Raw genomic sequence first — 26,397 nt, 5'->3', positions numbered from 1 at the left:
TCCTCCTGAGTTTCCCTACTCGTCTGGCTTTTCGGATACGCCCCGTTTTTTAATGTGGTCAACAGTCTCCACCACTGCTGAGTAGAATAGTGGAGAAAATTGAATAGATACTCTCCAATTGAAACGGCGGAGATTATTTAAAATATTCCACTTAAATTGTTTTTATTTTAAAAATAAAACTATTGGAAACATTATTTGTTTGCCAGTGTCCGCTCCCGCTGCGCGCCGCCGCGCCGTCCATCGGGCCCGGCTGCATCTTGTATAATGTGTGCAGGCTCGGCCGCGCCGCATGGCGCTGCTGAATCTTCCTCTGTCCGCCAATCCCATGTAGTCACCGACGATTTTCCTCTGCGTGCGACCTCGGCATGGCTTCGTTTTGACGACCGCTGGCATGGCTGCGCCCGATGACTGTGCATCGCGCGCGCATTTCTCTGTTCCGACCCTGGATGTGTATCAATGATCAACGCAACTTTTCGGGACGAGTGGTTCTCGAACATACAAAAAAACGTCCTGGCGGGGTTGACCACCTCATTCGCGCTGGTGCCCGAATGCATCGCCTTTGCCCTCGTGGCGCAACTGAATCCCCTGATGGGCTTGTATGGCGCCTTCATCATTTGCGCATTCACGGCCATCTTTGGCGGGCGCCCCGGCATGATTTCGGGCGCCGCCGGTTCCATGGCCGTCGTCATCGTGGCCCTGGTGGCCCAGCATGGCGTGCAATACCTGCTGGCGACCGTGGTGTTGAGCGGCATCATCATGGCGCTGTTCGGCATCTTGCGCCTTGGGAAATTGATCCGTATGGTGCCCTACCCGGTGATGCTGGGCTTCGTGAATGGTCTGGCCATCGTCATCGCCATGGCCCAGCTGGAACACTTCCGCCAGGCCACGCCGCAAGGTGAAACCTGGCTGCAAGGCAGTCCTTTGTACGTAATGGGCGCGCTGGTGCTGCTCACCATGGCCATCGTCTACGTGCTGCCGCGCATCACGAAGGCGGTGCCGCCCGCGCTGGTGGCCATCCTGGGCGTGGGCGTGCTCAGCCATTTCTTGCAGCTGCCTACGCGCACCCTGGGCGACCTTGCGCATATCGCCGGCGGCCTGCCAGCACTCCACTGGCCCACGGTGCCGCTGGACATGGCCACCTTGCACGTCATCTTCCCGTACGCGGCGCTGATGGCCATGGTGGGCTTGCTGGAAACCTTGCTCACTTTTAATCTTACCGATGAGATGACTGAAACGCGGGGCCAGCCGAACCGCGAATGCATCGCCCTCGGTGCATCGAACGTCGTTTCGGGCCTCTTTGGCGGCATGGGCGGCTGCGCCATGATCGGGCAGACGATGATCAACCTGAGCTCGGGCGGCCGCTCGCGCCTGTCGGGCGTGACGGCCGGCGTGATGATTTTATTGTTTATCCTGTTCCTGTCGCCGCTGATCGAGCGCATCCCGCTGGCAGCCCTGGTCGGCGTGATGTTCGTCGTGGCGCAGCAGACGTTTGCCTGGGGCTCGCTGCGCGTGCTGGGCAAGGTGCCGTTGCAGGATGCGCTGGTGATCGTCGCCGTGACGGTGATCACGGTGTTCACGGACCTGGCGCTGGCCGTGCTGTGCGGCATCGTGATTGCCGCCTTGAATTTCGCCTGGCAACATGCGCGCGACATGCGTGCCGACATCGATGACACTGGCGCGGGCGTGCGCGTCTACCTGCCGCACGGCACCCTGTTTTTCGCCTCGACCACGCACTTCCTGGAACTGTTCCAGGCGGCGACCGACCCGGCCCGCGTCATCCTCGACTGCCGGCACCTGCACATGGCCGATCACTCGGCCATCGCCGCCATCGAAGCCTTGTATGAGCGTTATGAAAAGGCGGGCAAGCACCTGCAGGTGACGCATTTGTCTCCCCGCAACCAGGCCTTGCTGCAGCGGGCTGGTGTCGATGTGAGCGTGGCGTAAAATAGGCGATTGTTGAATGTCTGTGGAGTGTGAATGCTGTCGTACGAACAAGAGCAATTATTGCAGCAAAGCCAAACGGCTTTTGATGCCTACTATGACGCGCTGGGCGCGTCGCTGGTGAACTTTGTCGAGCGCCTGGGCATCCAGCCCGCGCACGAAGTGCTGACCAATGCGGCCGAATACCTGCCGTACATCGATGCGGCCATGCGCACCATCGTCATCCGCGACGAAAGCTGGCAATGGGTGAAAACCATGCTCGGCTACTTTATCGGCGAATACTTCGTGCAAGGCCATGCGGGCTGCTGGTATGTGGAAACGCGGGCGGAGTCGCCGCATTTTTGCCGCACCATGGTGGGCGGTTTCGAGCATGGCTTGCCAGCGGACGCCGCCATCGATCCGGAGGCGCTGGCGCTGGAATTCCTGGGGCAATCCGTGCCGCGCGAACTGGCGGCACTGATCGCCCAAGCGCAAGCCCGCGCGGCTTGATGCCGCAGGGCTTGCTGAAGAAAATTTAGAACTCTTCCCACTCGCCTTCGGCCGGTGCCGTTGCCTTGCTGCTGGTGCGTGTCACGGGCAGGCGCAGGGCAGGAGCCGAGGCCTTGCGGGCTGGTGCGGCCGCAGTTGTCGGAGTGGCCGGCGCGCTGCGCTGCGCCGCCTTGGCGCTGAAACGGTCGGTCGCCGCCGCATTGGCGTCGAGGCGGAAGACGCTGACCACCTGCGCCAGTTCGCTCGCCTGTTCCTGCATCGCTTCGGCCGCTGCCGACGCTTCTTCCACCAGCGCCGCATTTTGCTGGGTCACCTGGTCCATTTCGGAGATGGCCTGGTTGACTTGCTCGATGCCCGCGCTCTGCTCTTCGCTGGCGTTGCTGATCTCGCTCATGATGGACGTGACGAAGCCGATGCTTTGCACGATTTCTTCCATCGTCTTGCCGGCCTTGTCGACCAGGTCCGTGCCCACGTCGACTTTTTGCACGGAGTCGTCGATCAAGCCCTTGATTTCTTTTGCCGCCGCTGCCGAGCGCTGCGCCAGGTTGCGCACTTCCGTTGCCACGACGGCGAAGCCGCGGCCCTGTTCGCCGGCGCGCGCCGCTTCCACGGCTGCGTTCAGTGCCAGGATGTTGGTCTGGAAGGCGATGCCGTCGATGACGGAAATGATGTCGACGATCTTCTTCGACGAGGTATTGATCTCGCTCATGGTGGCGACCACTTCGGCCACCACGGCGCCGCCGCGGCTGGCGATGCCGGCCGCGTCGCCGGCCAGTTTATTCGCCTGGCGCGCGTTGTCCGCGTTTTGCTTGACGGTCGAGGTCAGTTCTTCCATCGACGAAGCCGTTTCTTCCAGCGAACTGGCTTGCTGCTCCGTGCGCGACGACAGGTCCTGGTTGCCGGCGGCGATTTCCGCCGATGCCGTGGCGATGGTGTCGGTGCCGCTGCGCACCTGGCCCACGATGCCGACGAGGCTGTCGTTCATGGTTTTCAAAGCATGCATCAGCTGGCCCGTTTCATCGCGGCCTTGCGCCGTGATGGTGCTGGTGAGGTCGCCCGCTGCCACGGTTTCCGCCACTTTCACGGCAGCGCGGATGGGGCCGGTGATCGAGCGCGTGATCCACCACGCGAAGCCGATGCCCATCAGCACGGCCAGCACGCCCATGGTGATCAGGAAGACGCGGGTGCCGCTGTAGGCCTCGATGATGCTGTTGCCGACGCCGTCGGCAGCCTTGATCTGCATGGTGGCGAAGCGTTTGACTTCGGCCAGATAGGCCACGGTGATCGGCGCGACTTCCTTGTCGAACACGACCTTGGCGCCCGCCATGTCGCCGTCGGCCTTCATCTTGAAGGCGCGCGCACGCGTCGTCACGTAGTCGGTGCGCACCTTGCGCACGACCTTGAATTGCTCGATCACGGCCGGGTTGAGCAGGGAGGCGACGATGTCGTCCTGCAGCTTGCTGGAACGCTCCGCATCGACTTTCAAGTCTTCCTCGATCTTGGCGCGCACGACAGGATCGGTGATCTCGAACGAGGCGACGCCGCGTACGCTGTTGAGTTCAATGATCTTCGACCATTCGGCCACCATGCGCTGGTTCTTGATGCTGGTATTGATGAGGCGGTAAGTCAGGTCGCTGGCCGTTTGCATGCGCACGAGGGCGGTGATGGTCAAGGCGGCAAGCAACAGCAATACGACAGCAAAGCCGACGCCAAGGCGGCTGCCGATGTTCAGGTTTTTCATGTAATTCCTAACAGTTTAATAGTCATGATCGCCGCCGCCAGCAGGGGCGGACAGGCGCCGCAAGGCGCAGGGGATCGGGGTCTTCGGGTGCCGCGTGATGGCTGTGCGGCGCGCCGCGCTGAGCGTGGCGTTGGAGGTGAAGCAAGGGGCATGTCGGTCAGGCTGACCGCTGCCCAGCAAGCCGCAAGTATAGCATTGACGCAGGGAAATAGTTTTTCAAAGCAATTTTAATTATTTTTTGATATTGATTTCCTGTTGTGTTTTTACATCAAGTACCTAGTCCATAAGTACTATCACTTACAGAAGTGCTTACTTTAGGCATGCTTGCCTGATAAAATACTAATGATAATCATTCGTATTAAAACATCGACCAGGGAATTGTATGCAGCAACGTCGCAAGCCAGGATTCAAACCGATCACCATCGCCGTACTGGGCGCCTTGACCTTGGGCGCCACGCCATTGGCGGCCTGGGCGCAGGAAAGTTTGCCAGCCGTCACCGTGACGGCATCGAAGGACAAGGATGGCTATGTCGCCGCCACCTCCGCCAGCGGCACCAAGACGGAAATGGCCCTGCGCGACGTGCCGCAGACGATCAACGTGGTGCCGGCCGCCGTCATCCGCGACCAGAACGCCATGTCGATCCAGGACATCATGAAGAACATCCCCGGCGTGGGCTTGTCCACGGGCGACGGCCAGCGCGACCAGATATTCATCCGCGGCTTCACGGCCATCGGCGACCAGTTCGTCGACGGCTTCCGCGATGACGCCCTGTATTTCCGCGACCTGTCGAATGTGGAGCGTCTGGAAGTGATCAAGGGACCGGCCGCCGTGCTGTACGGCCGCGGTTCCTCGGGTGGCCTGGTGAACCGTATCACGAAGAAGCCGGGCGTGGACATCACGGACGTGGCCTTGAGCCTGACCAACACGGCAGGGCGCCGCGGCGAAGTCGACGTGGGCCGTGTCGGCGAGACCGTGGACTGGCGCTTCACGGGCGCGCGCGAATTGTCGGACAGCTACCGCGACCAGCAATTCATCAACCGCACGGCGCTGTCGCCTTCCGTCGCCGTCCGCCTGTCCGGCGTCACCAAATTGCTGCTGCAGGGCGATTACCTGGAAGACCGCCGCCTGACGGACTTCGGCATCCCGTCCTACCAGGGCAGCCCCGTCGCCGTCGATGCGCGCACCTATTTTGGCGCCGCGAATGCCCGCGATGCGGACTTCAGCCAGTCGCGCGTCGTGTCCACGGCCGCCACCTTGACGCACAAGTTCAGCGATAGCTTGTCGCTGCGCAATGCCTTCCGCTACTACGATTACCACCTGGACCGCAACAACACGAATATTTCCGGCAACGTCAACGAAGTCAAGGGCACGATGAGCCTCGGTCACGCCAAGCTGAACCGTGACGAGAGCGGCTGGTTCAACCAGACGGAACTGACGCAAAAGCTGGTCACGGGCACCTTGCGCCATGAAGTGCTGTACGGCGCCGAATTCGGCAAGCAAAACAAGGATGCCATCAGCTGGGCCGTCGACGCTGTGTGGCGACCTGCGAAGCCTGTGTCGATCTTCCATCCCGTCCTGCCGCAGGTCAACCGCAGCAAGCTGGGCGTGCGCAGCGATACCTTCGGTACCTACGACACGGCCGCCGCCTACGTGCAGGACGCCATCAGCATCAGCGACGAGTGGAAGGCGCTGGCCGGCCTGCGCTACGACCGCTACAAGCAGCAGTCGCGCCTGGCCAATGCGCTTGGTGTGACGACGGCCAATCTGTCGCGCACGGATTCGGCTTACAGCCCCCGCGCCGGGCTCGTCTGGCAACCCAGCGCCGTGCAGTCGTACTACGCGTCGTGGAGCCGCTCGTTCCAGCCTAGCGGCGAGAATTTCGCCCTGGCCGCGAATAATGCCGACCTGGCGCCGGAAACCACGCGCAACACGGAAGTGGGCGCCAAGTATGAGCTGTGGGGCGGCCGCGCCAACGCCACCGTGTCGCTGTTCCGCCTGGAACGCGACAATATCAAGACCAGCGACCCGATCACGAACCGCATCGTGCCTGTCGGCACGCAGCGCACCGATGGCCTGGAACTGACCTTCAACGCGGACTTGCACGATGGCTGGAAAATGATGGCCGGCTACGCCTGGCTGGACGCCACCATCACCGATTCCATCGCCGTCGACCGCAGCGTGAATGTGCCGGGCACGACGACGGCCAGTGCCGTCGCCATCAAGGGCAAGCGCGCTACCCTGACGGCACGCAACATGGCCAACTTGTGGGTGACGAAAGACCTGGGCCACGGCTTCACGGTGGGCGGTGGCGCGAATGCCGTCGGCAGCCGCTTCGCCAATCAGGGCAACACGGTGGTGCTGCCAGGCTACGTGACGGCCGACGTCATGGCCGCATACCGCACGGGCCGCTATGAAGTGCAGCTGAACGTCAACAATATCGGCGACACGCGCTACATCGTCTCGGGCCACGGTTCCAGCCCGAACCTGAGTCTGCCGGGCGCGCCGCGCAATGTGGCGCTGACTTTGCGCTACAGCCTGTAACTTTTTCTGCCCCCGAAAACCCGCTTGCGAGCGGGTTTTTTTGCATGGGTGGGTGGCGATGTGCAAGCGCGCGGGGCAGGCTGGCATTGTTTAGAGGGAACGTTCGGTACCGTCAAATTAACGTTGACTAAAGGAAACTTTCTCCGGCGAACTGAGCCTTGATCGGGATTGAGGGGTAAAATGATGTCATACGGCACAGGCATGGTGCTTATATCTTGGTGATATGACACGACTACGGCGCCGTATGACTTTTATTTACTCACATCATAGAGGCCTGAATATGGTTCAGATGTCCAGGCGCCAGTTCCTTCGGGTAACTGGCGCGACCATTGCTGGTTCCAGCCTCGCTCTGCTCGGTTTCGCACCGGGCCAGGCGATGGCGGAAGTGCGGCAATACAAGCTGTCTCGCACGACCGAGACACGCAATACCTGTCCCTACTGTTCGGTAGGATGCGGCGTCCTGCTGTATGGGCTGGGCGACGGCGCGAAAAATGCCGTCTCCAGCATCATCCACGTGGAAGGCGATGCCGATCACCCGGTGAACCGCGGCACCCTGTGCCCGAAAGGCGCCAGCCTGGTCGACTTCATCCACAGCCCGAACCGCCTGAAAGTGCCCGAGTACCGCGCACCGGGCGGCACGGAATGGCAACCAATCTCCTGGGATGTGGCGCTCGACAAGATCGCGCGCCTGATGAAGGATGACCGTGACGCCAACCTGATCGAAAAGAATGCCGACGGCAAGACCGTCAACCGCTGGCTCTCCACCGGCATGCTTGCCGCGTCCGCCGGCAGCAACGAGGTCGGGTATCTGACCCACAAGACAGTGCGCAGCATGGGGATGCTGACCTTTGATAATCAGGCGCGTGTATGACACGGACCGACGGTGGCAGGTCTTGCCCCGACGTTTGGCCGTGGCGCGATGACGAATCATTGGGTCGATATCAAGAATGCCGACGTGATCCTGGTCATGGGCGGCAATGCAGCAGAAGCACATCCTTGCGGATTCAAATGGGTAACGGAAGCGAAGGCGCATAACAAGGCCAAGCTGATCGTTGTCGATCCGCGTTTTACCCGTACCGCATCCGTGGCAGATTACTACTGCGCCACGCGTACCGGCACGGACATCGTCTTCCTCGGCGCGATCATCAATTATCTGCTGACGAACGACAAGATCCAGCATGAGTACGTGCGCAACTACACGGACATGCCCTTCATCGTGCGCGAAGACTATGCGTTCGAGGACGGCCTGTTCTCGGGTTTCGACAAGGAAAAAGGCAAGTACACCGACAAGGCCACCTGGGACTACGAGATCGGCGAAGACGGCTATGCCAAGGTCGATCCGACCCTGGAACACCCGCGCTGCGTCTACCAGATGATGAAGAAGCACTACGCACGCTACACGACCGAGATGGTCGAACGTACGTGCGGCGTGTCGGCCGACAAGTTCCACAAGGTGGCGGAAGCCCTGGCTTCGACCGCCGTGCCGGGACGCGCCGGTACCATCCTGTACGCGCTGGGCTGGACGCACCACTCGACGGGTGCGCAAACCATCCGCACCGGCGCCATGGTGCAGCTGTTGCTGGGCAATATGGGCATCGCCGGCGGCGGCATGAACGCCTTGCGCGGCCACTCGAACATCCAGGGTCTGACCGATCTGGGCCTGATGTCGAACCTGTTGCCGGGCTACATGACCTTGCCGAATGAGTCCGAGCAGGATTTCGATGGCTATATCGCCGCGCGCGCCACCAAGCCGCTGCGGCCGAACCAGCTCAGCTACTGGAGCAATTACCGCAAATTCCACGTCAGCTTCATGAAGACGTGGTGGGGTGACTTTGCCACGGCGGACAATAACTACGCCTTCGACTACCTGCCGAAGCTCGACAAGCCGTATGACTTGATGCAAGCGATCGAGAACATGCACCAAGGCAAAATGACGGGCTATATCTGCCAGGGCTTCAATGTGTTGGCGTCCGCGCCGAACAAGCAGAAGGTCACGGAAGCGCTGTCGAAGCTGAAGTTCCTCGTCATCATGGATCCGCTGGCCGTGGAAACGGGCGAATTCTGGAAGGCGCACGGGCAGTACCACGAAGTCGATCCCACCAAGATCATGACGGAAGTGTTCCGCCTGCCGACCAGCTGCTTCGCCGAAGAGCGCGGTTCGCTCGTCAGTTCCTCGCGCGTCTTGCAGTGGCACTGGCAGGCGGCCGAACCGCCGGGCCAGGCGCGCAGCGACCTCGAGATCATGTCGGGCCTGTTCCTGCGCATGCGCAGCATGTACCAGAAAGAGGGTGGCAAGTTCCCCGATCCTATCGTCAACCTGACGTGGAATTATGCGCAGCCGCATAACCCGCAGCCCGAAGAAATCGCCCGCGAATTCAACGGCAAGGCGCTGGCCGACTTGTACGATCCGAAGGATCCGACAAAGCTGCTGGTGAAGAAGGGTGAGCAGCTGGCCTCGTTTGCGCAATTGCGCGACGATGGCACGACCACCAGCGGTTGCTGGATTTTCGCCGGCAGCTGGACGCAGGCGGGCAACCAGATGGGACGGCGCGACAATAGCGACCCGACCGGCATCGGCCAGACGTTGGGCTGGGCCTGGGCGTGGCCGGCGAACCGCCGCGTGCTGTACAACCGCGCTTCGTGCGACTTGAAGGGCAAGCCTTTCGACCCGACCCGCAAGCTGATCGAGTGGAATGGCACGAACTGGAGCGGGGCCGATATTCCCGACTTCAAGGTCGATGAACCGCCGGAAAACGGCATGGGGCCGTTCATCATGCTGGGCGAGGGTGTGGCGCGCTTCTTTGCGCGTGGCGCCATGGCCGAAGGTCCGTTCCCCGAGCATTACGAGCCGTTTGAAAATCCGCTCGGCTACAACCCCATGCATCCGAAAAACCCGCAAGCGACCAGCAATCCTGCCGCGCGCGTGTTTGCCGACGACCGCAAGCTGTTCGGCACGCATGAGGAATATCCGCACGTGGCGACCAGCTACCGTTTGACCGAGCATTTCCATTACTGGACCAAGCATGCACGCCTGAATGCCATCATCCAGCCGGAACAGTTCGTGGAAATCGGCGAGGAACTGGCGGCCAGCATCGGCGTCGTTGCCGGCGGCAAGGTGCGTGTCACGTCCAAGCGCGGCCACATCATCGCCAAGGCCGTCGTCACCAAGCGCATCAAGGCCTTGAAGATCGAAGGCAAGCAGGTGCATACCGTGGGCCTGCCGCTGCACTGGGGCTTTACGGGCGTGGCCAAGCCGGGGTATCTGATTAATTCCCTGACACCGGGCGTGGGGGATGCGAATTCGCAGACGCCGGAATTCAAGTCCTTCCTCGTGAAGGTGGAAAAAGCATGATGGGAGATCGATAATGGCACTGCAATCCTTAGATATCCGGCGCCTGTCCGCCACCACGGTGACGCCGCCGCAAGCGCGTACCCCGGTGACGGGCACGGTGGCCAAGCTGATCGATGTGTCGAAGTGCATCGGCTGCAAGGCTTGCCAGACGGCGTGCATGGAATGGAACGACTTGCGTGATGAAGTCGGCGAAAACCATGGCACCTATGACAATCCGACGGACCTGACGCCGCAATCGTGGACGGTGATGCGTTTTGCCGAACACGAAAACAACGACGGCAACCTCGAGTGGCTGATCCGCAAGGACGGCTGCATGCACTGCGAGGACCCGGGCTGTCTGAAAGCCTGTCCGGCGCCGGGCGCCATCGTGCAGTACACGAACGGAATCGTGGACTTCCACCAGGAAAACTGCATCGGCTGCGGCTACTGCGTGGCCGGCTGTCCTTTCGACGTGCCCCGCATTTCGAAAAAGGACGACCGCGCCTACAAGTGCACCTTGTGCTCGGACCGCGTGGCCGTGGGCCAGGAACCGGCCTGCGTGAAAACGTGTCCGACGGGCGCCATCGTGTTCGGCACCAAGGAAGACATGAAGGTGCATGCGGAAGAGCGCATCGTCGACCTGAAGTCGCGCGGTTTCGAGAACGCGGGCCTGTACGATCCGCTGGGCGTGGGCGGCACGCACGTGATGTACGTGCTGCACCATGCCGACAAGCCGAAGCTGTATTCGAACTTGCCGGAACGCCCGCGCATCAGCCCGATGGTGGGCTTCTGGAAGGGCTGGTCCAAGCCGCTGGCGGTGGCCGGCATGGCCGCCACGGCTCTGGCAGGGCTGTTCCATTACACGCGTGTCGGTCCGAACGAAGTGAGCAAGGACGAAGAGCACGAAGCGCTGGAAGAGGCCAAGCGCATACGGGAGGAAGACCATGAGCCACAGTGATCTGCATGATGGCAAGCTGCGCGACAAGGATGGCAATCCATTGATCGAACGCTACAACCCGAACGAGCGCACGAATCACTGGGTGACCGCCATCACCTTCGTCATGCTGGCCCTGTCCGGGCTGGCCATGTTCCATCCGTCGATGGCGTGGCTGGCGAACCTGTTCGGCGGCGGGCAATGGACGCGCATCCTGCATCCGTTCGCCGGCCTGGTGATGTTCGTCTCGTTCGCGATCCTCGTGGTGCGCTTCTGGCACCACAACAAGTTCGAGGACGGCGACAAGCAGTGGCTGAAACAGATGGACGACGTGCTCAACAACCGCGAAGAGAAGCTTCCGAAGATCGGCAAATACAATGCCGGCCAGAAGATCCTGTTCTTCGTGCTGCTGGCCAGCATGATCGGCTTGCTGCTGTCGGGCATCGTGATCTGGCGCGCGTATTTCGCGTTCTATTTCCCGATCGACGTGGTGCGCTTTGCCGCCTTGCTGCATGCCGGTTGCGCGTTTGCCATCATCTGCGCCATCATCGTGCACATCTACGCGGCCCTGTGGGTCAAGGGCTCGATCGGCGCCATGGTGCGCGGCACCGTCACCTACGGCTGGGCGCGCAAGCACCATCCGAAGTGGTTTGAGGCTGTCATTCGCAATACGAGAAAGTAGGTTTTTTGCTTACGATTAGCCCCAAGTGCAAGAGCTGGGGTCAGACCCGTCGGGCGAATGCGTTCCAATGGAACGCATTCCGATCCCGAAGGGACTGACCCCGGTTTTCCTTTGCGGCTTGCGCTGCACTATATCGATTAGAATACTTTACAGCCCCCTTTTTTGATGGGAAAACTCCATTGGTACAACGCATACTCCAGCCAGGCGAAATCGAAGGCCTGGACCATAACGCGATTCCGCGCCTGCTGCTGCCGCAGCCTGGCAGCCTGTTTACGGCGCGTGCCTTGCGCCTGCGCGAACTGGCGCAAGGTAACATCAAGGGCATCCCCGTCGACGCGGGCATGCAGGGCTACTTGGTGCTGATGGCCGCGCTGGCCGATGCGCAGGCGGCCGTGGTGGGAAAACTGGCGCCCGGCGCCGTGCCTGCCGCCGACCCCGACGCGCTGCGCCGGGCTATCCAGCACCGCATGCCGGTGCTGCCCGTCAGTGGCGCCCGCCCACCCGTCTGGCGCGACATTTTCGCCAGCCTGCTCGATGAACTGGCCGCCACGGCGGCAAGCCAGCCGGCCTTGTCCGGCGGCCTCACCCAGGTGCTGGCCCAGCTGCGCGCGCTCGACGCACAAGCGCTGGACGCCTGCGCCGATGCCGTGCTCGATGAAAACGGCGATAACCTCAATCCCATGCATGCGCCATTCGTCGCGGCCGCCCTGCAAATCCTGTGGTCGGTATCGGCCAGCGAACTGCGCGCCGCGCGCGTGCCGGACCTGGAAACGGGCACCTTGTGTCCCGTCTGCGGTTCGCACCCGGTCGCCAGCGTGATCCGCATCGGCGGCCAGTCGCAGGGCTACCGCTACCTGCACTGCGGCATTTGCGAAAGCGAATGGCATATGGTGCGCGTCAAGTGCTCGACCTGCGAACAGAATGGCAAGATCGCCTACCAGGGCCTGGACGCGGCCGATGCCAAGCCGTTCGATCCCGTGACGGCCAAAGACGACAAATTGCCGAACAAGGCGAACGATCCGAAGAAGGTGGCGCGCGCGGAAACCTGCGACGACTGCCACACCTACCGCAAGGTCTTCAACCAGGAACACGATTACAACGTCGAACCGCTGGCCGACGACCTGGCCAGCCTGATGCTCGACCTGCTGGTGGGCGAAGCGGGCTACCAGCGCGCCAGCGGCAATCCGCTGCTGTGGCTGGGTAAAAGCTCGGATCAGCCGTCATGACGACGGGGCAAACCGTGCGCCTGCCGTCGGTAGACCGCATCCTGGGCGACGCGGCTTGCCTGGCCCTGATCGCGCGCTACGGCCGCGTGCAGACCCTGGCCTGCGCGCGCGCCGTGCTGGCCGAACTGCGCACGGCCATGCTGGCGGGCGCAGTGTGCGAGGAGGGCGCATCGATCGCCGCCATCGCCGTGCAAATGGACGAACGGCTGCAGGCGCAAGCGCGTCCGCAGCTGCGCGCCGTCTTCAACCTGACGGGCACCGTGCTGCACACGAACCTGGGCCGCGCGCTGCTGCCCGATACGGCCGTGCAGGCCGTGGTGGAAGCGCTGCAGTGGCCGATGAATCTGGAATTCGACCTGGAAACGGGCAAGCGCGGCGACCGCGACGACCTGGTCGAGGAATTGCTGCGCGAACTGACGGGGGCCGAAGCGGCCACCATCGTCAACAATAATGCAGCCGCCGTGCTGCTGATGCTCAATACCCTGGCGCAGAATAAAGAGGTCGTCGTCTCGCGCGGCGAGCTGGTGGAAATCGGCGGCGCCTTCCGCATCCCCGACGTCATGACGCGCGCGGGCGCCGTGCTGCGCGAAGTGGGCAGCACCAACCGCACGCACCTGGCCGATTACGCGCATGGCGTGAACGAAGACACGGCCCTCTTGATGAAGGTCCATTGCAGCAATTACGCGATTACCGGTTTCACGAAAAGCGTGGAGCTCGATGAACTCGTGCCGCTGGCCGTAAAACACGGCGTGCCGACGGCCGTGGACCTGGGCAGCGGTACCCTGGTCGACCTGGCGCAGTACGGTCTGCCGCATGAAACGACGGTGCGCGAAACCATCGAAGCGGGCGCTGACCTGGTGACCTTCAGCGGCGACAAATTGCTGGGCGGCCCGCAGTGCGGCGTCATCGTCGGGCGGGCAGACTTGATCGCGAAGATCAAGCGCAACCCATTGAAACGTGCACTGCGGGTCGGCAAGCTGACCCTGGCCGCATTGGCCCCCGTGCTGCAGCTGTACCGCGCACCGGACTTGCTGGCCGAACGGCTGACCACCTTGCGTTTGCTGACGCGTCCCGCCGCCGCCATGCGCGCGCAGGCGGAAACCGTGCTGCCGCTGCTGCAAAGCGTACTCGGTGCCGCCTATGTGGTCACTGCCGAAGCCATGAAAAGCCAGATCGGCAGCGGTGCCTTGCCCGTCGACCAGCTGCCCAGTTTTGGTCTGGCCATTCGCAGCGCGCCCGCCTCGCGCCTGAGCAATCCCCTGGGTGTGCTGGAACAGCGTTTGCGCGCCTTGCCGTGCCCCGTGATCGGGCGCATCGGCCAGGACACTCTGTGGCTGGACCTGCGCTGCCTGGAAGCGGCGCACGAGACGGCCTTCATCACGCAGCTCGCCGAGTTGTCCGCATGATCGTCGGCACCGCAGGCCATATCGACCATGGCAAGACGACCCTCACGCGCGCGCTGACGGGCGTGCACACGGACCGCCTGAAGGAAGAGCAGGCGCGCGGCATTTCGATTGAACTCGGCTATGCCTACCTGCCGCTGGCGGACGGCACGGTGCTGGGCGTGATCGACGTGCCGGGCCACGAAAAATTCATCCGCACCATGGCTTCCGGCGTGACGGGCATCGACTTCGCCCTGCTCGTGGTGGCGGCCGACGACGGCATCATGCCGCAGACGCACGAGCACCTGGCCATTTTGCAGCTGCTCGGTGTGGCGCGCGGCGCCGTGGCGCTGACCAAGATCGACCGCGCCGACAGCGCCCGCGTGGCGCAGGTGGAGCTTGACATCGAAGCGCTGCTGGCCGGCACGCCGCTGGCGGGCAGCCCGATCTTTCCCACTGCCGCCAACCGCGACGACGATGCCGGCGTGGCCGCCTTGCTGGCACACCTGACGCAAGTGGCGCGCAGCCTGCCGCAGCGCGACGAGCGGCGTTTGTTCCGCCTGGGCGTGGACCGCGTGTTCACCTTGTCGGGCCAGGGCACCATCGTTACGGGCACGGCGCTGGCGGGCCGCGCGCAGGTGGGCGACATGCTGCAGCTGGCGCCCGGCGGCGCGCAGGCCCGGGTGCGCAGCATCCATGCGCAGAACCGCGCGGCCGAGACGGGCATGGCGGGCCAGCGCCTGGCGCTGAACCTGGCCGGCATCGACCGCGAGCGCATCGAGCGGGGCAACTGGATCGTCGCGCCCGAGCTGGCGCAGTGCTCCGAGCGCCTCGACGTGGAACTGACGCTCTTGCCCGACGCGGGCGTGCAGCTGAAAGCCTGGTCGCCGCTGCATGTGCACCTGGGCGCGGCGCACCAGCTGGCGCGCGCCGTCATGCTCGATGGCGAGACCCTGTCGCCGGGACAGACGGGAAGAGTACAGCTGGTGTTCGACGCCCCCATGCACGGCGTGCCGGGCGACCGCTTCGTCGTGCGCAATGCGCAAGCCACGCAGACGGTGGGCGGCGGCATGGTACTCGATCCGTTTGGTCCCGCGCGCAAGCGGCGCAGTCCGGCCAGGCTGGCCTGGCTTGATGCGCTGGCCGCCTTCATCGCGCACGGCGACTATGCGGCCCTGCTGGCGCAAAGCCCGCTGGGGCTGCGCGAGTCGCTGCTGGTGCGCCTGTCCCTGTTGCCGGCGGACGCGCTGGCGCTGCCGCCCGACACGCGGCGCATCGCCCTGCGCGGCGGCGACGCCCTGCTGGTGGCGCCGCCGGCCTTGCTGGCGCTGCAGGAGCGGGTGCTGGCCGCACTGGAAAATTTCCACGCGCGCGCGCCCGACGAGGCGGGGCCGGAATTGTGGCGGCTGAAACGCATCGTCGACGCGGAGATGGAAGACGCCTTGTGGAGCCATCTGGTCGAAGGCTTGCTGGCGCGCGGCGAGATCCTGGCGCGCGGTGCCAGCCTGCACTTGCCGACGCACAGCGTGGAACTGACGCCGCAGGAGCAATCGGTGGCCGAACCCTTGCTGGCCGCGCTGGAGCAGGGGCGAGCCGATCCGCCATGGACGCGCGACCTGGCGCGCAGCTTCGGCCTGGCCGAGGACGAGACGCGCAGGCTGTTGCGCAAACTTGCCAAGGCAGGCCAGATCAGCCAGGTCGTGCACGACCTGTTCTATCACCAGGCGGCGCTGGCCGAGCTGGCGCAACTGGTACGCACCCTGACCGAAAAAGCGGAGCTGGACGAAGGCCTGTCGTCCGGTGCCGGCGCCGTCGGTGCGGCCACCTTCCGCGACGCCAGCGGCCTGGGCCGCAAGCGGGCGATCCAGGTCTTGGAATTCTTTGACCGCGTCGGTTATACTCGCCGTGTTGGCAATGGGCATCTATTGCGCCCGCAAGCGCTGTGGTCCTATACGGCAGCCTCGCCCAACAGCTAGCTCAGGCACCGCGGAAAGCACACTCATCCGGTGATGTGGCCGGGCTTCAAACCCGGTGGAGGGCGTCAGACGTTCTCCCGTAGGTTCGACTCCTACTGTTTTCCGCCAGTTACTTTCCTCCCATCCCCTCCCGCATGACGTTCTGCCGGCGTTGGCTTGTTGCCACGTTGCCGAAAATAGTTGATTGAATTGCCCATATGCGGCGATGCCGCTGCGGGCCGATGGTAACATCGGCTTGAATCCCCTGTAGCAGAAGAAAGCAAGCATGAAACAAGCAAGCATGGCACGGCTGCTGGCAGCGGCGCTGCTGATGCCGGCGCTGGCCGCGGCGGCCGGCCTGCGCATCGTCGGCGAGCATTTGCCGCCATCGAGCATGATGGAAGGCAATGTCGTCGTCGGGCGTGAAACGCTCAAGGTGCGCGGCATCATGGCGCGCGCCGGTATTGCCTACAGCATCGAATTGCTGCCGTGGAAGCGCGCGTATGCGCAGGCGTTGCGCGAAGCCGACACCTGCATCTTTTCCACCAGCCGCACGCAGGAGCGCGAAGCACAATTTCGCTGGATCGGCCCCCTCAACGAAGCGGAATGGATACTATATGGCCTGGCCGAGCGGCACCTCACCTTGCGCACGCTGGCCGATGCGCGCGGCCTGGTGATCGGCACGGTGCTCGGCGACGCGCGCGACGATTACCTGCGCCAGCGCGGCATGAACGTGGCGCCCGTGACGCAGGAGTGGCTCAATCCGCAAAAGCTGCTGCTCGGGCGCATCGACCTGTGGGCCGTCGGCATGGCGGTGGGCAGCAAGCCTTTCGTCGGCAAGGAGTGGGAGGGCAAGGTGGTGCCGCTGCTGACCTTCAACCGCGTGCAGACTTACCTCGCCTGCAACAAGCAATTGCCCGAGGCGCAGGTGGCGGCCATGCAGCGCGCGGCGGCGGCCATGCGCCGCGACGGCAGCATGGCGCGTGAACAGCTGCACTGATTCAGCTCTCCAGCCACTGGCGCACGCAGTTGCGTCCTTCGCGCTTGGCCTGGTACAGCGCCTGGTCCGCGTGGCTGTAGGCCGTCTCGAACGGCGTGCCGGCGCGGTTCCAGCTCAGGCCCACGCTGACGGTGATGGCGCGCGTGATGGGCGCCGCATGGCGCTGGCGGCCGACCGTCTCGCAGATGCGCTGCGCCACTTGCGCCGCGTCGTCGCGCGAAGAGGTGGGCCAGACGACGGAAAACTCTTCTCCGCCGACCCGGCCGATGGCCGTTTCCTGTCCCAATAGCCCCTTCAGGCAGTCGACCACGGCCTGGATCACGCCGTCGCCGGCCGGGTGGCCGAAGTCATCGTTGACCTGCTTGAACAAATCGATATCGAGCACGATCAGCGCCATGTCGCCTTGCGCCAGGCAGCGCGACGCGTGGTCGATGACGGCACCGCGGTTCAGGGCGCCCGTCAGCGGGTCGTGCGTGGCGCGGTATTCGAGCTGGCCGGCCAGCGTCTGCAATTGGCGGTTCAGCAGGTGCATGTCGCGCTCGGCACGGTCGCTGCGGCCGATCAGGCGCCGCGTTTCGCGCATCAGCCGCTCGTAGTGGACGATCAGTTCACCGAGCACGCGCCGCTGCTCCGCGCCCGAGGCATTGGCGTCGGCGTGCATGCGGCGCGCGGCAGCCAGCGCCGCCGCTTCCACGGTGAACAGGTCGGGCTCCAGGCCGGACTCGGAGAGGGCGGCGCGCATGTCCTAGCTGCCTTGCACGGGATGGTCTTGGAAGTCCAGCGCCGTGAAGTCCTGCTGCAGCTCCTCGCCGAATTCCAGGATGGTGTCGTCGTCTTCGTCGTGGTACCAGTTCAGGCGTACCTGGTTGCCATCGACGGCCGCCTGGTTCAGGGTGTCGAACAGGGTAAACAGCATCTTCGTGCTCGAGCTGTTGAAGTAGGCCAGCGAGACGTTGACGGTGATGGCCGCTTCGCGGCAGCCTTCCAGATAGGCGCGCACGGCGGCGATCAGCGGGCCATAGAAGGCGGCCGCGTTTTCCGGATACGACTCGCCCTTGATCGACAGGGTGTGCTGCTCGAAACGGAAGTCGATTTCGGGCGAACTCGGGGTCGCGGCGATGAACAGTGGTGACGGTAATTGCATATGCTTTCCTGAGTCGGCTCTTTCAAATGATGGCTTTGATGCAGAAGATGGTGTGGCCCGGCTCCTGGGGATCCTGGACGAATTCGAATTCCAGCGGCTCGCTGGCGTCGCGCGCCATGGTGAGAAAACCCAGGCCCGCGCCCTTGCTGTCGGCCGGCGCTTCCTCGCGCAGGGCCTTCTTGTAGGCGAGGCGGATTTCTTCCATCGTCATCGTGTGCAGCGGCTCCAGGCGGGCGCGGATCTGCGCCACGTTGTCCGTCGAGACGGGGTTGGCGCACAGCAGAAAAAAGCTGTCGCCGCGCGTGCCGATGCAAAACGAGCCGCGCCGCATCTGTTGGTCCAGCTGCGCATCGGGGGTCAGGCTGTCGGCGGAATAGTGCATGATGTTTTGCGACATCTCGATGAACGAGGAAAAGATGCGCCGCCGCGTGGGTCCTGCCGCGCCGGCCGTGTCGAGGCGCGCCTTGATGGTTTCGGAAATGGCGTTCACCACGTGCTGCGAGAAATAGCCCACGTAAAAAAAGATGATGTTGCGCTTGCGGGCCACATCCCAAAACTCGTTGAATTCTTCGTACAGCACGTCCGTGCTCCTGGCTAGCCGGTGACCCGGTTTCTTGTTGATAAGGTGGCGCGATGGCGCCAAAACTACAGGCGGAAACAGAAAAAGGTCAGGTCGTCGCGGCGCGGCTGCGCTCCCTGCCAGGCGGCGCTATCCTGCAGCAGGGCCGCCGCCACGTCGCCGGCGGGAGCGTCGCGCCGCGTCAGCAGCTGCTCGCGCATGCGCCGCTTGCCGTAGGCGATGTCGCGCGCGCCGCCGATCTGGTCGAGCAAGCCGTCGGTGGTGAGAAACAGCAGGCTGCCGGCGGGTACGGTCAGCGTCTCGTTGTGCCAGCAGTAGCCGGCCGGCGTGTCGACATAGCCCACGCCCATGCGCGCGCCGTCGATGGCGCGCACGCTGTCCTCGCCGGGCGCCACCACGTGCAGCGCCAGTTTCGCCCCCGCGAAACGCAGGCTGGCGCTGGCCGTGTCGTAGCACAAAAAGGCGCAATCCATGCCGTCATTCGAGCCTGCGTGGTGGCCGGTGCTGGCGCCATCCTGGCCCAGCAGGGTCTTGATGGCGCGGCTGACGGCGCCGATCAGGGCGGCCGGGTCGTGCGGTCCCAGTTCGCGCAGGGCCTGGCTCAGGGCCGACGAGGCGATCAGGGTCATGAAGGCACCCGGCACGCCGTGGCCCGTGCAGTCGGCAATGGCGGCGAACCAGCCGCCCGCATGGCGTTCGAAAAAGTAGAAATCGCCGCCGACAACGTCGCGCGGCTGCCATTCCAGGTGCGCGTCGGGCAGGGTGGCGCGCAGTTCCGCATCGGAGGTGCGCAGCAGGGCGCGCTGGATCACGCTGGCGTAATCGATGCTGTGCATGATCTGCCGGTTCTTTTCCGCCTGCATGGTGGCCACCACGTTCATCAGCTGCAAGCCGAAGCCGACGCCGGCCAGCGCGCCATCCTCGGTGATGATGAAGCCGTCGGCCAGCGCCTTCTCGCCCGCTTCCACGGCGCGGAAGGTGAGGTCTTCGATGCTCATGGCGCCGTCGACGATCAATGGTTCCTTGTCCATGAAGGCGATGCAGCTCTTCTTGCCGTACACCTCGTGATAGAAGGGCTTGGACATCTGCGACATGAAGATGTTACGGCTGATCAAGCCGATGGGTTTGTGCTGTTCCGTGACGGGCAGGCTCATCATGTCGCGCCGTTCCGTGAACAGTTCCAGCACGGCGAAATTGCTGGCGTCGGCCTGCACGGATTCCGTGGCGATGCACAGGTCGGACGCCACGGACGTGCGATAACGGGGAAGATGCAATCGAGAAGCGTTGAACTCCACAGCGGCTACCTTTAGATGACGGTCGGACCCTTGTTGTCGCGAGAGCAAGGCGACTGACAAACAGGCAATATCATCATGGTAGCCTTTGAATATGACGGCTTGATTACCAGCTTGTCAAAACCGTATGCAAGATGGCTGCATGGCAAGCAACCTACAGGCGCCGGGCCAGCGCCTGCGCCTGTTCCAGCCAGCGCGCGCGCTGCGGCTCTGTGGCGTTCAAAATGGGACCGAAGCTGGCCACCCTGACGGGCTTGATGCCGCAAAACTCGAGCGTCGTCTTGCGCAGCTGGTGGATGCCGGGCATGCGGTAGACCCAGCGGAAATACCAGGGCGGCGTGTCCATCGTCACCAGCAGCTGGGCCGTGCGGCCCAACAGCAGCTGCGCCGGGAATGCCTTGCCCGGGCGATACTTGAAGGCGTAGCCGGGCAGGAAGACGCGGTCGACAAAACCCTTCAGCAGGGCCGGCGCGCCACCCCACCAGATCGGGTAGGCGAACACCAGGTGTTCGGACCAGCTGATGGCTTCCTGGGCCGCCAGCAAGTCCGCTTCCAGCGGCTGTACCTGGCGGTAGCCTTCGTGCAGGATGGGATCGAAGTCGAGCTGGCCCAGGCGCAGCTCGCGCACTGTGTGGCCTGCGCTGCGGGCCGTGGCGGCGTAGGCATCGGCCAGGGCGGCGCAAAAGCTGTCGCTGGACGGGTGGCCGAGGAGTATCAAAATGCGCTTGGGTGTCGTCTTGGTCATGATGCAGGCTATCCGTTAAAGAAGAGCTTGCATGCTAAAGCCTGCCCCTAGTGGCAGAGTCAAGCGGCCTCTTGCATGCACTGGCGCACCAGGCAGTCGCCGATCTCCGTGTCGATGTCAGCCAATTGCGCGTCGAGCTGGCGCAGGCGGGCGATATCCTGCTGCACCTGCGCGCGCTTGGCGGCGATGTGCTGCGACAGAGCGGCCCAGTCGGTGTCGTCGCCGGCCAGAACGGGCAGCAGTTCGGCCAGGCGGAAGCCCAGGACCTGCGCCTGGCGTATCAGCTTGACTTGCGCCAGGTCTTGCTGCGTGTAGACGCGATAGGCGCCCGAGCGGCGCACGTCCCCCAGCAAGCCCAGCGCTTCATAGTGGCGCAAGGCCTTGGGCGAGGTGCCCGCCAGGCGGGCGATTTCTCCGATGTACATGCTTGTCCTTGTCCTTTTATCGAGTCACGGCGCACGCAGTGTAGCGCAGCGGGCTCGCCTGGCGCTACCTTGTGCGCTGCCTCAGGAGGGCTTGCGCGGCGGCACTTTCTTCGCCGTGCACTCGGCACAGGTGCCGTACAGCGACAGCGCATGCTCATGCAGCACGAAGCCCCGCTCGGCGGCGATTTCGTTCTGGCGCAGTTCGATGCCTTCGTCGACGAATTCATCGACCTTGCCGCAACCGGTGCAGACCAGGTGGTCGTGGTGCTGGCCTTCGTTCAGTTCGAAGACGGCGTGGCCCGATTCGAAGTGGCGGCGGAACAGAATGCCCGCTTCGGCAAATTGCATCAGCACGCGATAGATGGTGGCCAGGCCCACGTCGATCTTTTCGGCCAGCAAGAGTTTGTAGACATCGTCCGCACTCAGGTGCTTGATCGTGCCTTCTTGAAACAGCTGCAGAATCCGCAAGCGGGGGATGGTCACTTTCAAGCCCGATTCACGCAGTTCCCTCAATATATCCATGTCTCCCATTCCTTTTTTGTAATCGCCTAGCGAGGTCATTCATTATATCGCAAATGATAATCATTACTATTCTCATTTGTATCGTGCGAACTGGAATATTATGCTGCGCTAGCTGCCTGCCAACCAGTGACATCGGCGCAAGTAGTGATTGCGTGGCGGGCAACATATGCCGGCAGTTATCATGAAGAATCGAAAAATACCCGTTGAATCGCTACACTGTGCACCAGGGAATAACAATGGAGCACGGCATGGACCGATTTGATGCGATGCGGATATTTACGCGCATCGTCGAGTTACGCAGTTTCACGCAGGCGGCGCATGACCTCGGCTACCCGAAAGCGACGGTCACGCATGCGATCAAGCAGCTCGAAGCGCGGCTGCGCGTGCGCCTGCTGCAGCGAACCACGCGGCAAGTCACGCCCACGCCCGATGGCGAAGCGTATTACCAGCGCTGCGTGCGCTTGCTGGCGGACCTGGAAGAAACGGAAGCCGTGTTTTCCTCGGCGGCGCAGCAGCCGGCCGGCAAGCTGCGCATCGACTTGCACGCGACCCTGGCCATGCATTTCGTCATGCCCGTGCTGGACCAGTTCTGCGCCCGCTATCCCTTGATCGAACTGGAAATCGGCATGGGCGACCGCCTCGTCGACCTGGTGCGCGAAGGCGTCGATTGCGTGCTGCGCGTGGGCGAACTGGGCGACTCGTCGATGGTGGCGCGCAGGGTGGCGTTGCTCGAACAGCTTACCTGCGCCAGTCCCGCCTACCTGGCCGCGCACGGCACGCCGGAAAATTTGGCGCAACTGGCGGGCCACCGCGCCGTCAATTTCTTTTCCGCCCAAACGGGCAAGGTCTGGCCCTTCGATTTCAAGGTGGATGGGCAGCGGCACAGCGTGGCCTTGCCGGGCACGGTGTCCGTCAACAATGCGGACGCGTACCACGCCTGCTGCCGCGCGGGCATGGGCCTGATTCAGGCGCCCCGGTATCACCTTGAATCGGCGCTAGCTGCGGGCGACCTGGTGGAAGTGCTGCGGGACTTGCGTCCCGACCCGCTGCCCGTGTCCGTGCTGTATCCCCATCACCGGCAATTGTCGCGACGCGTACGCGTGTTTGCCGACTGGGTCGCCAGCGTGTTTGCCGAGGCGAATTGACGCGCTGCGGCATTTTCTTGACCTGGGCAAAGGAAAAAATGCCTCTAGTGATGCCATCTAGCACTATTTGATGTGGATCAAAGTTTTTGTTGCACTGCACTCTTAGACTTCGCAGCGTTACTTAACGACAAAAAGAGGGAACTAGAATGAAAAAGTCCGCAACTGCAGCAGCAATCGTCCTGGCCGCCATCGGCGCATTCGCCGGCAACGCAATGGCACAGGAAAGCCCATGGCTGGTCCGTGCGCGCGCCGTGCACCTCGATCCGGCCAACAAATCTGCTCCTGTTGGTGGCGTCGGCGCATCCGACCTTTTCACGGTCAGCAGCAAGACGATTCCTGAAATCGATATTTCGTATTTCTTCACCCCGAATATCGCTGCCGAGCTGATTCTGACGTATCCGCAAAAGCATGACGTCAACCTTGCCGGCACGAAGATCGGTACCTTCAAGCATTTGCCGCCGACCCTGTCGCTGCAATACCACTTCATGCCTGAAAAACAGTTCAGCCCTTACGTGGGTGCCGGCATCAACTACACGAATATCTCGGATGTCAAATTGCTGAACTGCGCCTGCCGCCTGGAACACGACAGCTGGGGCTACTCGCTGCAAGCCGGTGTTGACTACAAACTGGACAAAAACTGGTCCCTGAACTTCGACATCAAGAAAGTGCAGATCCGCAGCGATGTACTGACCGGTGGCGCCAAGATCAGCGAAGTCAAGGTTGATCCTGTCCTGATCGGTGTCGGTGTCGGCTACCGTTTCTAAGCATTGACCGGCTGCGCCCACGCGGCGTGGACAATAAAAAAGACGGCCAGGTGCGAACCTGGCCGTTTTTTTGCGTGGCATGCGCTGTCTTATTTTTTCAGCGTCTTTTCCAGCGCCAGCTGGTAGTCCGTCTTTTCGTAGCCGGCCAAATACTTGTTCGTCGCGTCGAGGAAGGCGCGCGAGCGGTAGGCCGCTTCCAGGTCCTTGACCCATGGCTTGGCCTTGTCGGCCGTGCGGATGGCAACCAGGTTGATGTAGCTGTCCGAGATCTTTTCCACGGCGAGGGCCGACGTCAGTTTCATGCCGGCGGCCAGGGCGAAGTTACCGTTGACGAAAGCGTAGTCGGCGTCCGCCAGCGAACGTGGCAGCTGCGCCGCTTCCAGCGGCACCAGTTTCAGCTTCTTCGGGTTTTCCAGCACGTCGCGTTCGGACGCTCGCAGCGGGTCGACGTTCGGTTTGAGCTTGATCCAGCCCATCTTGGCCAGCATGACCAGCGCGCGCGCCTGGTTGGTCGGGTCGTTCGGCATGGTGATGGTGGCGCCGTTTTTGACTTCCGCCAGGGACTTTTGCTTGCCGCCGTACAGGCCGATTGGCATGGTCGGTACGGTGATCAAGGGGCTCAATGGCAGCTTGTTATCGGTGGCGAACTTGGTCAGATATACGATGTGCTGGAACACGTTGGCGTCCAGCGAGCCTTCGGCCAGCGCGTAGTTCGGCTGCACGTAGTCGTTGAATTCCACGATCTTGACCTTGTAGCCCTGTTTTTCCAGGATAGGCTTGATGCCCAGCTTCAGCTGGTCCGAGTAGGGGCCGGAACTGGTGCCGATGACGAGTTCTTTCGGGTCCTTGGCGTGGGCGGCGGTGGCGAAGGCCAGGCTGGTGGCGGCGACGAGCAGGGTGCGGCGAATGTGGTTCATGCTTTTCCTTGTACTGAAATACTGAATATGAATTAACGTTTGTCGAGGCGCTTGGCGATGCGCGTGCCGGCGAACTGGATGGTTTGCACCAGCACGATCAGGATGGCCACGGTGGCGACCATGATGTCCGTCTCGAAGCGGTAGTAGCCGTAGCGTATGGCCAGGTCGCCGATGCCGCCGCCGCCCACCACGCCGGCCACGGCCGAATACGACAGGAAGCTGATCGACAGCACGGTCAGCGCCAGCACGAGGCCGGAGCGCGCTTCCACCAGCAGCACGCGGAAGATGATCTGCATTTCCGATGCGCCCATGGCGTGCGCCGCCTCGATCACGCCGCGCGGCACTTCGCGCAGGTTTTGTTCCACCAGGCGCGCCAGGTAGGGAATGGCGGCGAACGACAGCGGCACGGCAGCTGCCAGCGGGCCGATCGAGGTGCCCGCGATGATGCGCGTAAACGGCGTCAGGGCGACGAGCAGGATGATGAAGGGGAAGCTGCGCACGGTATTCACCAGCCAGCCGAGGATCATCGACAGCGGACGGTTTTCCAGCGACTGGCCTTCCGACACGAGGAACAGCAAGATGCCCAGCGGGCCGCCGATCAGGATGGCGGCCGTGAGGCCGATGCCCAGCATGGTCATGGTCTGGCCCAGCGCCACCCAGATTTCCGGCAGCAGGTTGATGACGTTATTGATCGATTCTTCAAACATGTGTTGCATCCTTCCATGCGGTGGCTTCAAACGCCTCGGTGCCGTAATAAGCGAGCTCGCGTCCCAGCGCCGTCTTGCGCGGGGTGGCCGTGTCGCTCAGATCGAATTGTTCGGCGATAGCGCCTTTTTCCACGACGGCGACGCGGTTGCAGATGGCGCCCAGCACCGACAGCTCATGGCTGACGATGACGATGGTCACGCCCAGGCGCGCATTGATGTCGCGCAGGGTGTCGAGCAGGGCGCGCGTCGTTTCCGCGTCCAGCGCGGACGTCGGCTCGTCGCACAGCAGCACGTCGGGATGGCTGGCCAGGGCGCGGGCAATCGCCACGCGCTGCTTCTGCCCGCCGGACAATTGCGCCGGATAGCTGTGCAGCTTGTCGGACAGGCCGACGAGCGCCAGGCATTCCTCGACTCTGGCGGCGATCTGCTCGCCCTTGGTCGTGCCATGGATTTTCAGGGGGAAGGCGACGTTGTCGAACACGCTGGCGTTTTGCAGCAGATTGAATTGCTGGAAAATCATGCCGATATTCTGGCGCGCGTCGCGCAATTCGCTCTTGCCCAGGCGTGTCAGTTCGCGCCCGGCCACGGTAATGGTGCCGCTGTCAGGGCGCTCAAGCAGGTTAATCAGGCGCAGCAGCGTCGATTTGCCGGCGCCGCTCTTGCCGATCAGGCCGAAAATATCACCGGGATAGACTTCCAGCGTGACCGATTTGACCGCGTGGAATTGTTCGCCTTTGGGCAGCGCGAAGGTCTTGTTCGCGCCATCGATGCGAATCACCGGCGTACGGTGTGGTGTGGTCATGCAGTGTTTCCTTTTTTATTGGACCGTGACAGGCGCGCTTGCAGGGGCCAAATCGCCCAGCCTGTTACGTCGGTTGCGTAGTATACCTCCGATCGTGTTATTACTCCTACGACAGAATCTTGCTTTGAATA

23 protein-coding genes and 1 tRNA gene are annotated in these 26,397 nt (G+C 62.9%); 13 read left to right on the top strand and 11 right to left on the bottom strand.

Annotation, left to right across the window (positions count from 1 at the left end; genetic code table 11):
* Positions 1–456: 456 nt before the first annotated feature.
* Complete coding sequence (locus AC4BCN_RS20210) at positions 457–1,944, top strand: SulP family inorganic anion transporter (protein WP_490491604.1); 1,488 nt, start codon at positions 457–459, stop codon at positions 1,942–1,944.
* Positions 1,945–1,977: 33 nt separating this feature from the next.
* A complete protein-coding gene (locus tag AC4BCN_RS20205; protein WP_051991793.1) occupies positions 1,978–2,430 on the top strand; it encodes a hypothetical protein in 453 nt (150 codons plus the stop codon).
* Positions 2,431–2,455: 25 nt separating this feature from the next.
* Here the strand turns inward: AC4BCN_RS20205 and AC4BCN_RS20200 are convergent, their stop codons facing one another.
* On the bottom strand, positions 2,456–4,171 hold the full coding sequence (locus AC4BCN_RS20200; RefSeq protein WP_490491603.1) for a methyl-accepting chemotaxis protein: 1,716 nt from the start codon (positions 4,169–4,171) through the stop codon (positions 2,456–2,458).
* 382 nt (positions 4,172–4,553) lie between these two features.
* Here AC4BCN_RS20200 and AC4BCN_RS20195 point away from each other — a divergent pair, with 382 nt between their 5' ends.
* The 9 genes from AC4BCN_RS20195 (at position 4,554) to AC4BCN_RS20155 (ending at position 17,223) form a co-directional block, all read left to right on the top strand.
* On the top strand, positions 4,554–6,713 hold the full coding sequence (locus tag AC4BCN_RS20195) for a TonB-dependent receptor (protein ID WP_490491602.1): 2,160 nt from the start codon (positions 4,554–4,556) through the stop codon (positions 6,711–6,713).
* A gap of 280 nt (positions 6,714–6,993) precedes the next feature.
* Entirely contained in the window at positions 6,994–10,065 is a 3,072-nt protein-coding gene (gene fdnG / locus AC4BCN_RS20190; protein ID WP_485878116.1) for a formate dehydrogenase-N subunit alpha, read from the top strand.
* Positions 10,066–10,078: 13 nt separating this feature from the next.
* Positions 10,079–11,002 (top strand): formate dehydrogenase subunit beta, encoded by a 924-nt coding sequence (fdxH, locus tag AC4BCN_RS20185; protein WP_128142584.1) that lies wholly within the window; start codon positions 10,079–10,081, stop codon positions 11,000–11,002.
* Positions 10,989–11,660 (top strand): formate dehydrogenase subunit gamma, encoded by a 672-nt coding sequence (locus tag AC4BCN_RS20180; RefSeq protein WP_490491601.1) that lies wholly within the window; start codon positions 10,989–10,991, stop codon positions 11,658–11,660. The genes fdxH and AC4BCN_RS20180 overlap by 14 nt, the downstream gene beginning before the upstream one ends.
* Positions 11,661–11,839: 179 nt before the next feature.
* Positions 11,840–12,886, top strand: a complete 1,047-nt coding sequence (gene fdhE / locus AC4BCN_RS20175; RefSeq protein ID WP_072452904.1) for a formate dehydrogenase accessory protein FdhE — start codon at positions 11,840–11,842, stop codon at positions 12,884–12,886.
* Complete coding sequence (gene selA, locus AC4BCN_RS20170) at positions 12,883–14,292, top strand: L-seryl-tRNA(Sec) selenium transferase (protein ID WP_490491600.1); 1,410 nt, start codon at positions 12,883–12,885, stop codon at positions 14,290–14,292. The genes fdhE and selA overlap by 4 nt, the downstream gene beginning before the upstream one ends.
* Positions 14,289–16,244 (top strand): selenocysteine-specific translation elongation factor, encoded by a 1,956-nt coding sequence (selB, locus tag AC4BCN_RS20165; protein WP_490491599.1) that lies wholly within the window; start codon positions 14,289–14,291, stop codon positions 16,242–16,244. The genes selA and selB overlap by 4 nt, the downstream gene beginning before the upstream one ends.
* Before the next feature lie 12 nt (positions 16,245–16,256).
* A tRNA-Sec gene (locus AC4BCN_RS20160) sits at positions 16,257–16,352 on the top strand.
* Between the two features lie 157 nt (positions 16,353–16,509).
* Complete coding sequence (locus AC4BCN_RS20155; protein WP_257620125.1) at positions 16,510–17,223, top strand: substrate-binding periplasmic protein; 714 nt, start codon at positions 16,510–16,512, stop codon at positions 17,221–17,223.
* 1 nt (position 17,224) lies between these two features.
* Here AC4BCN_RS20155 and AC4BCN_RS20150 read toward each other — a convergent pair whose 3' ends face one another.
* The 7 genes from AC4BCN_RS20150 to fur form a co-directional block, all read right to left on the bottom strand.
* The gene (locus tag AC4BCN_RS20150) at positions 17,225–17,965 is read right to left on the bottom strand and encodes a GGDEF domain-containing protein (RefSeq protein ID WP_070305132.1); all 741 of its coding nucleotides are present in this window, start codon (positions 17,963–17,965) and stop codon (positions 17,225–17,227) included.
* 3 nt (positions 17,966–17,968) lie between these two features.
* Positions 17,969–18,367 (bottom strand): DUF1987 domain-containing protein, encoded by a 399-nt coding sequence (locus tag AC4BCN_RS20145; RefSeq protein ID WP_490491598.1) that lies wholly within the window; start codon positions 18,365–18,367, stop codon positions 17,969–17,971.
* A 22-nt stretch (positions 18,368–18,389) separates the two neighbouring features.
* Complete coding sequence (locus tag AC4BCN_RS20140; RefSeq protein WP_034756676.1) at positions 18,390–18,947, bottom strand: SiaB family protein kinase; 558 nt, start codon at positions 18,945–18,947, stop codon at positions 18,390–18,392.
* Between the two features lie 65 nt (positions 18,948–19,012).
* Positions 19,013–20,221, bottom strand: a complete 1,209-nt coding sequence (locus AC4BCN_RS20135) for a SpoIIE family protein phosphatase (protein ID WP_490491597.1) — start codon at positions 20,219–20,221, stop codon at positions 19,013–19,015.
* Between the two features lie 172 nt (positions 20,222–20,393).
* Complete coding sequence (locus AC4BCN_RS20130) at positions 20,394–20,984, bottom strand: NAD(P)H-dependent oxidoreductase (RefSeq protein ID WP_490491596.1); 591 nt, start codon at positions 20,982–20,984, stop codon at positions 20,394–20,396.
* 59 nt (positions 20,985–21,043) lie between these two features.
* Positions 21,044–21,409, bottom strand: a complete 366-nt coding sequence (locus AC4BCN_RS20125) for a MerR family transcriptional regulator (protein WP_490491595.1) — start codon at positions 21,407–21,409, stop codon at positions 21,044–21,046.
* Positions 21,410–21,490: 81 nt separating this feature from the next.
* Entirely contained in the window at positions 21,491–21,931 is a 441-nt protein-coding gene (gene fur, locus AC4BCN_RS20120) for a ferric iron uptake transcriptional regulator (RefSeq protein WP_035820181.1), read from the bottom strand.
* Positions 21,932–22,179: 248 nt separating this feature from the next.
* Here fur and AC4BCN_RS20115 point away from each other — a divergent pair, with 248 nt between their 5' ends.
* On the top strand, positions 22,180–23,076 hold the full coding sequence (locus tag AC4BCN_RS20115; protein ID WP_338679215.1) for a LysR family transcriptional regulator: 897 nt from the start codon (positions 22,180–22,182) through the stop codon (positions 23,074–23,076).
* A gap of 146 nt (positions 23,077–23,222) precedes the next feature.
* Complete coding sequence (locus tag AC4BCN_RS20110; RefSeq protein ID WP_490491594.1) at positions 23,223–23,840, top strand: OmpW/AlkL family protein; 618 nt, start codon at positions 23,223–23,225, stop codon at positions 23,838–23,840.
* An 89-nt stretch (positions 23,841–23,929) separates the two neighbouring features.
* On the opposite strand, the gene AC4BCN_RS20105 is transcribed toward AC4BCN_RS20110, so the two are convergent.
* The 3 genes from AC4BCN_RS20105 to AC4BCN_RS20095 are packed head-to-tail and all read right to left on the bottom strand — an operon-like array spanning position 23,930 to position 26,266.
* The gene (locus AC4BCN_RS20105) at positions 23,930–24,757 is read right to left on the bottom strand and encodes a MetQ/NlpA family ABC transporter substrate-binding protein (protein WP_485878104.1); all 828 of its coding nucleotides are present in this window, start codon (positions 24,755–24,757) and stop codon (positions 23,930–23,932) included.
* 32 nt (positions 24,758–24,789) lie between these two features.
* Positions 24,790–25,464 carry a methionine ABC transporter permease gene (locus tag AC4BCN_RS20100; protein ID WP_035820173.1) on the bottom strand — a complete coding sequence of 225 codons (675 nt, stop codon included), beginning with the start codon at positions 25,462–25,464 and terminating at the stop codon, positions 24,790–24,792.
* Positions 25,457–26,266, bottom strand: coding sequence for a methionine ABC transporter ATP-binding protein (locus AC4BCN_RS20095; protein ID WP_139089807.1), 810 nt, complete (start codon positions 26,264–26,266; stop codon positions 25,457–25,459). Before AC4BCN_RS20095 ends, AC4BCN_RS20100 begins: the two co-directional genes overlap by 8 nt.
* Between the last annotated feature and the right edge of the window lie 131 nt (positions 26,267–26,397).

This window comes from Janthinobacterium sp. Bl 1 (genome assembly GCF_058215535.1).
The sequence above is the reverse complement of the archived record's forward strand: the minus strand, read 5'-3'. Positions and strand labels throughout refer to the sequence as shown.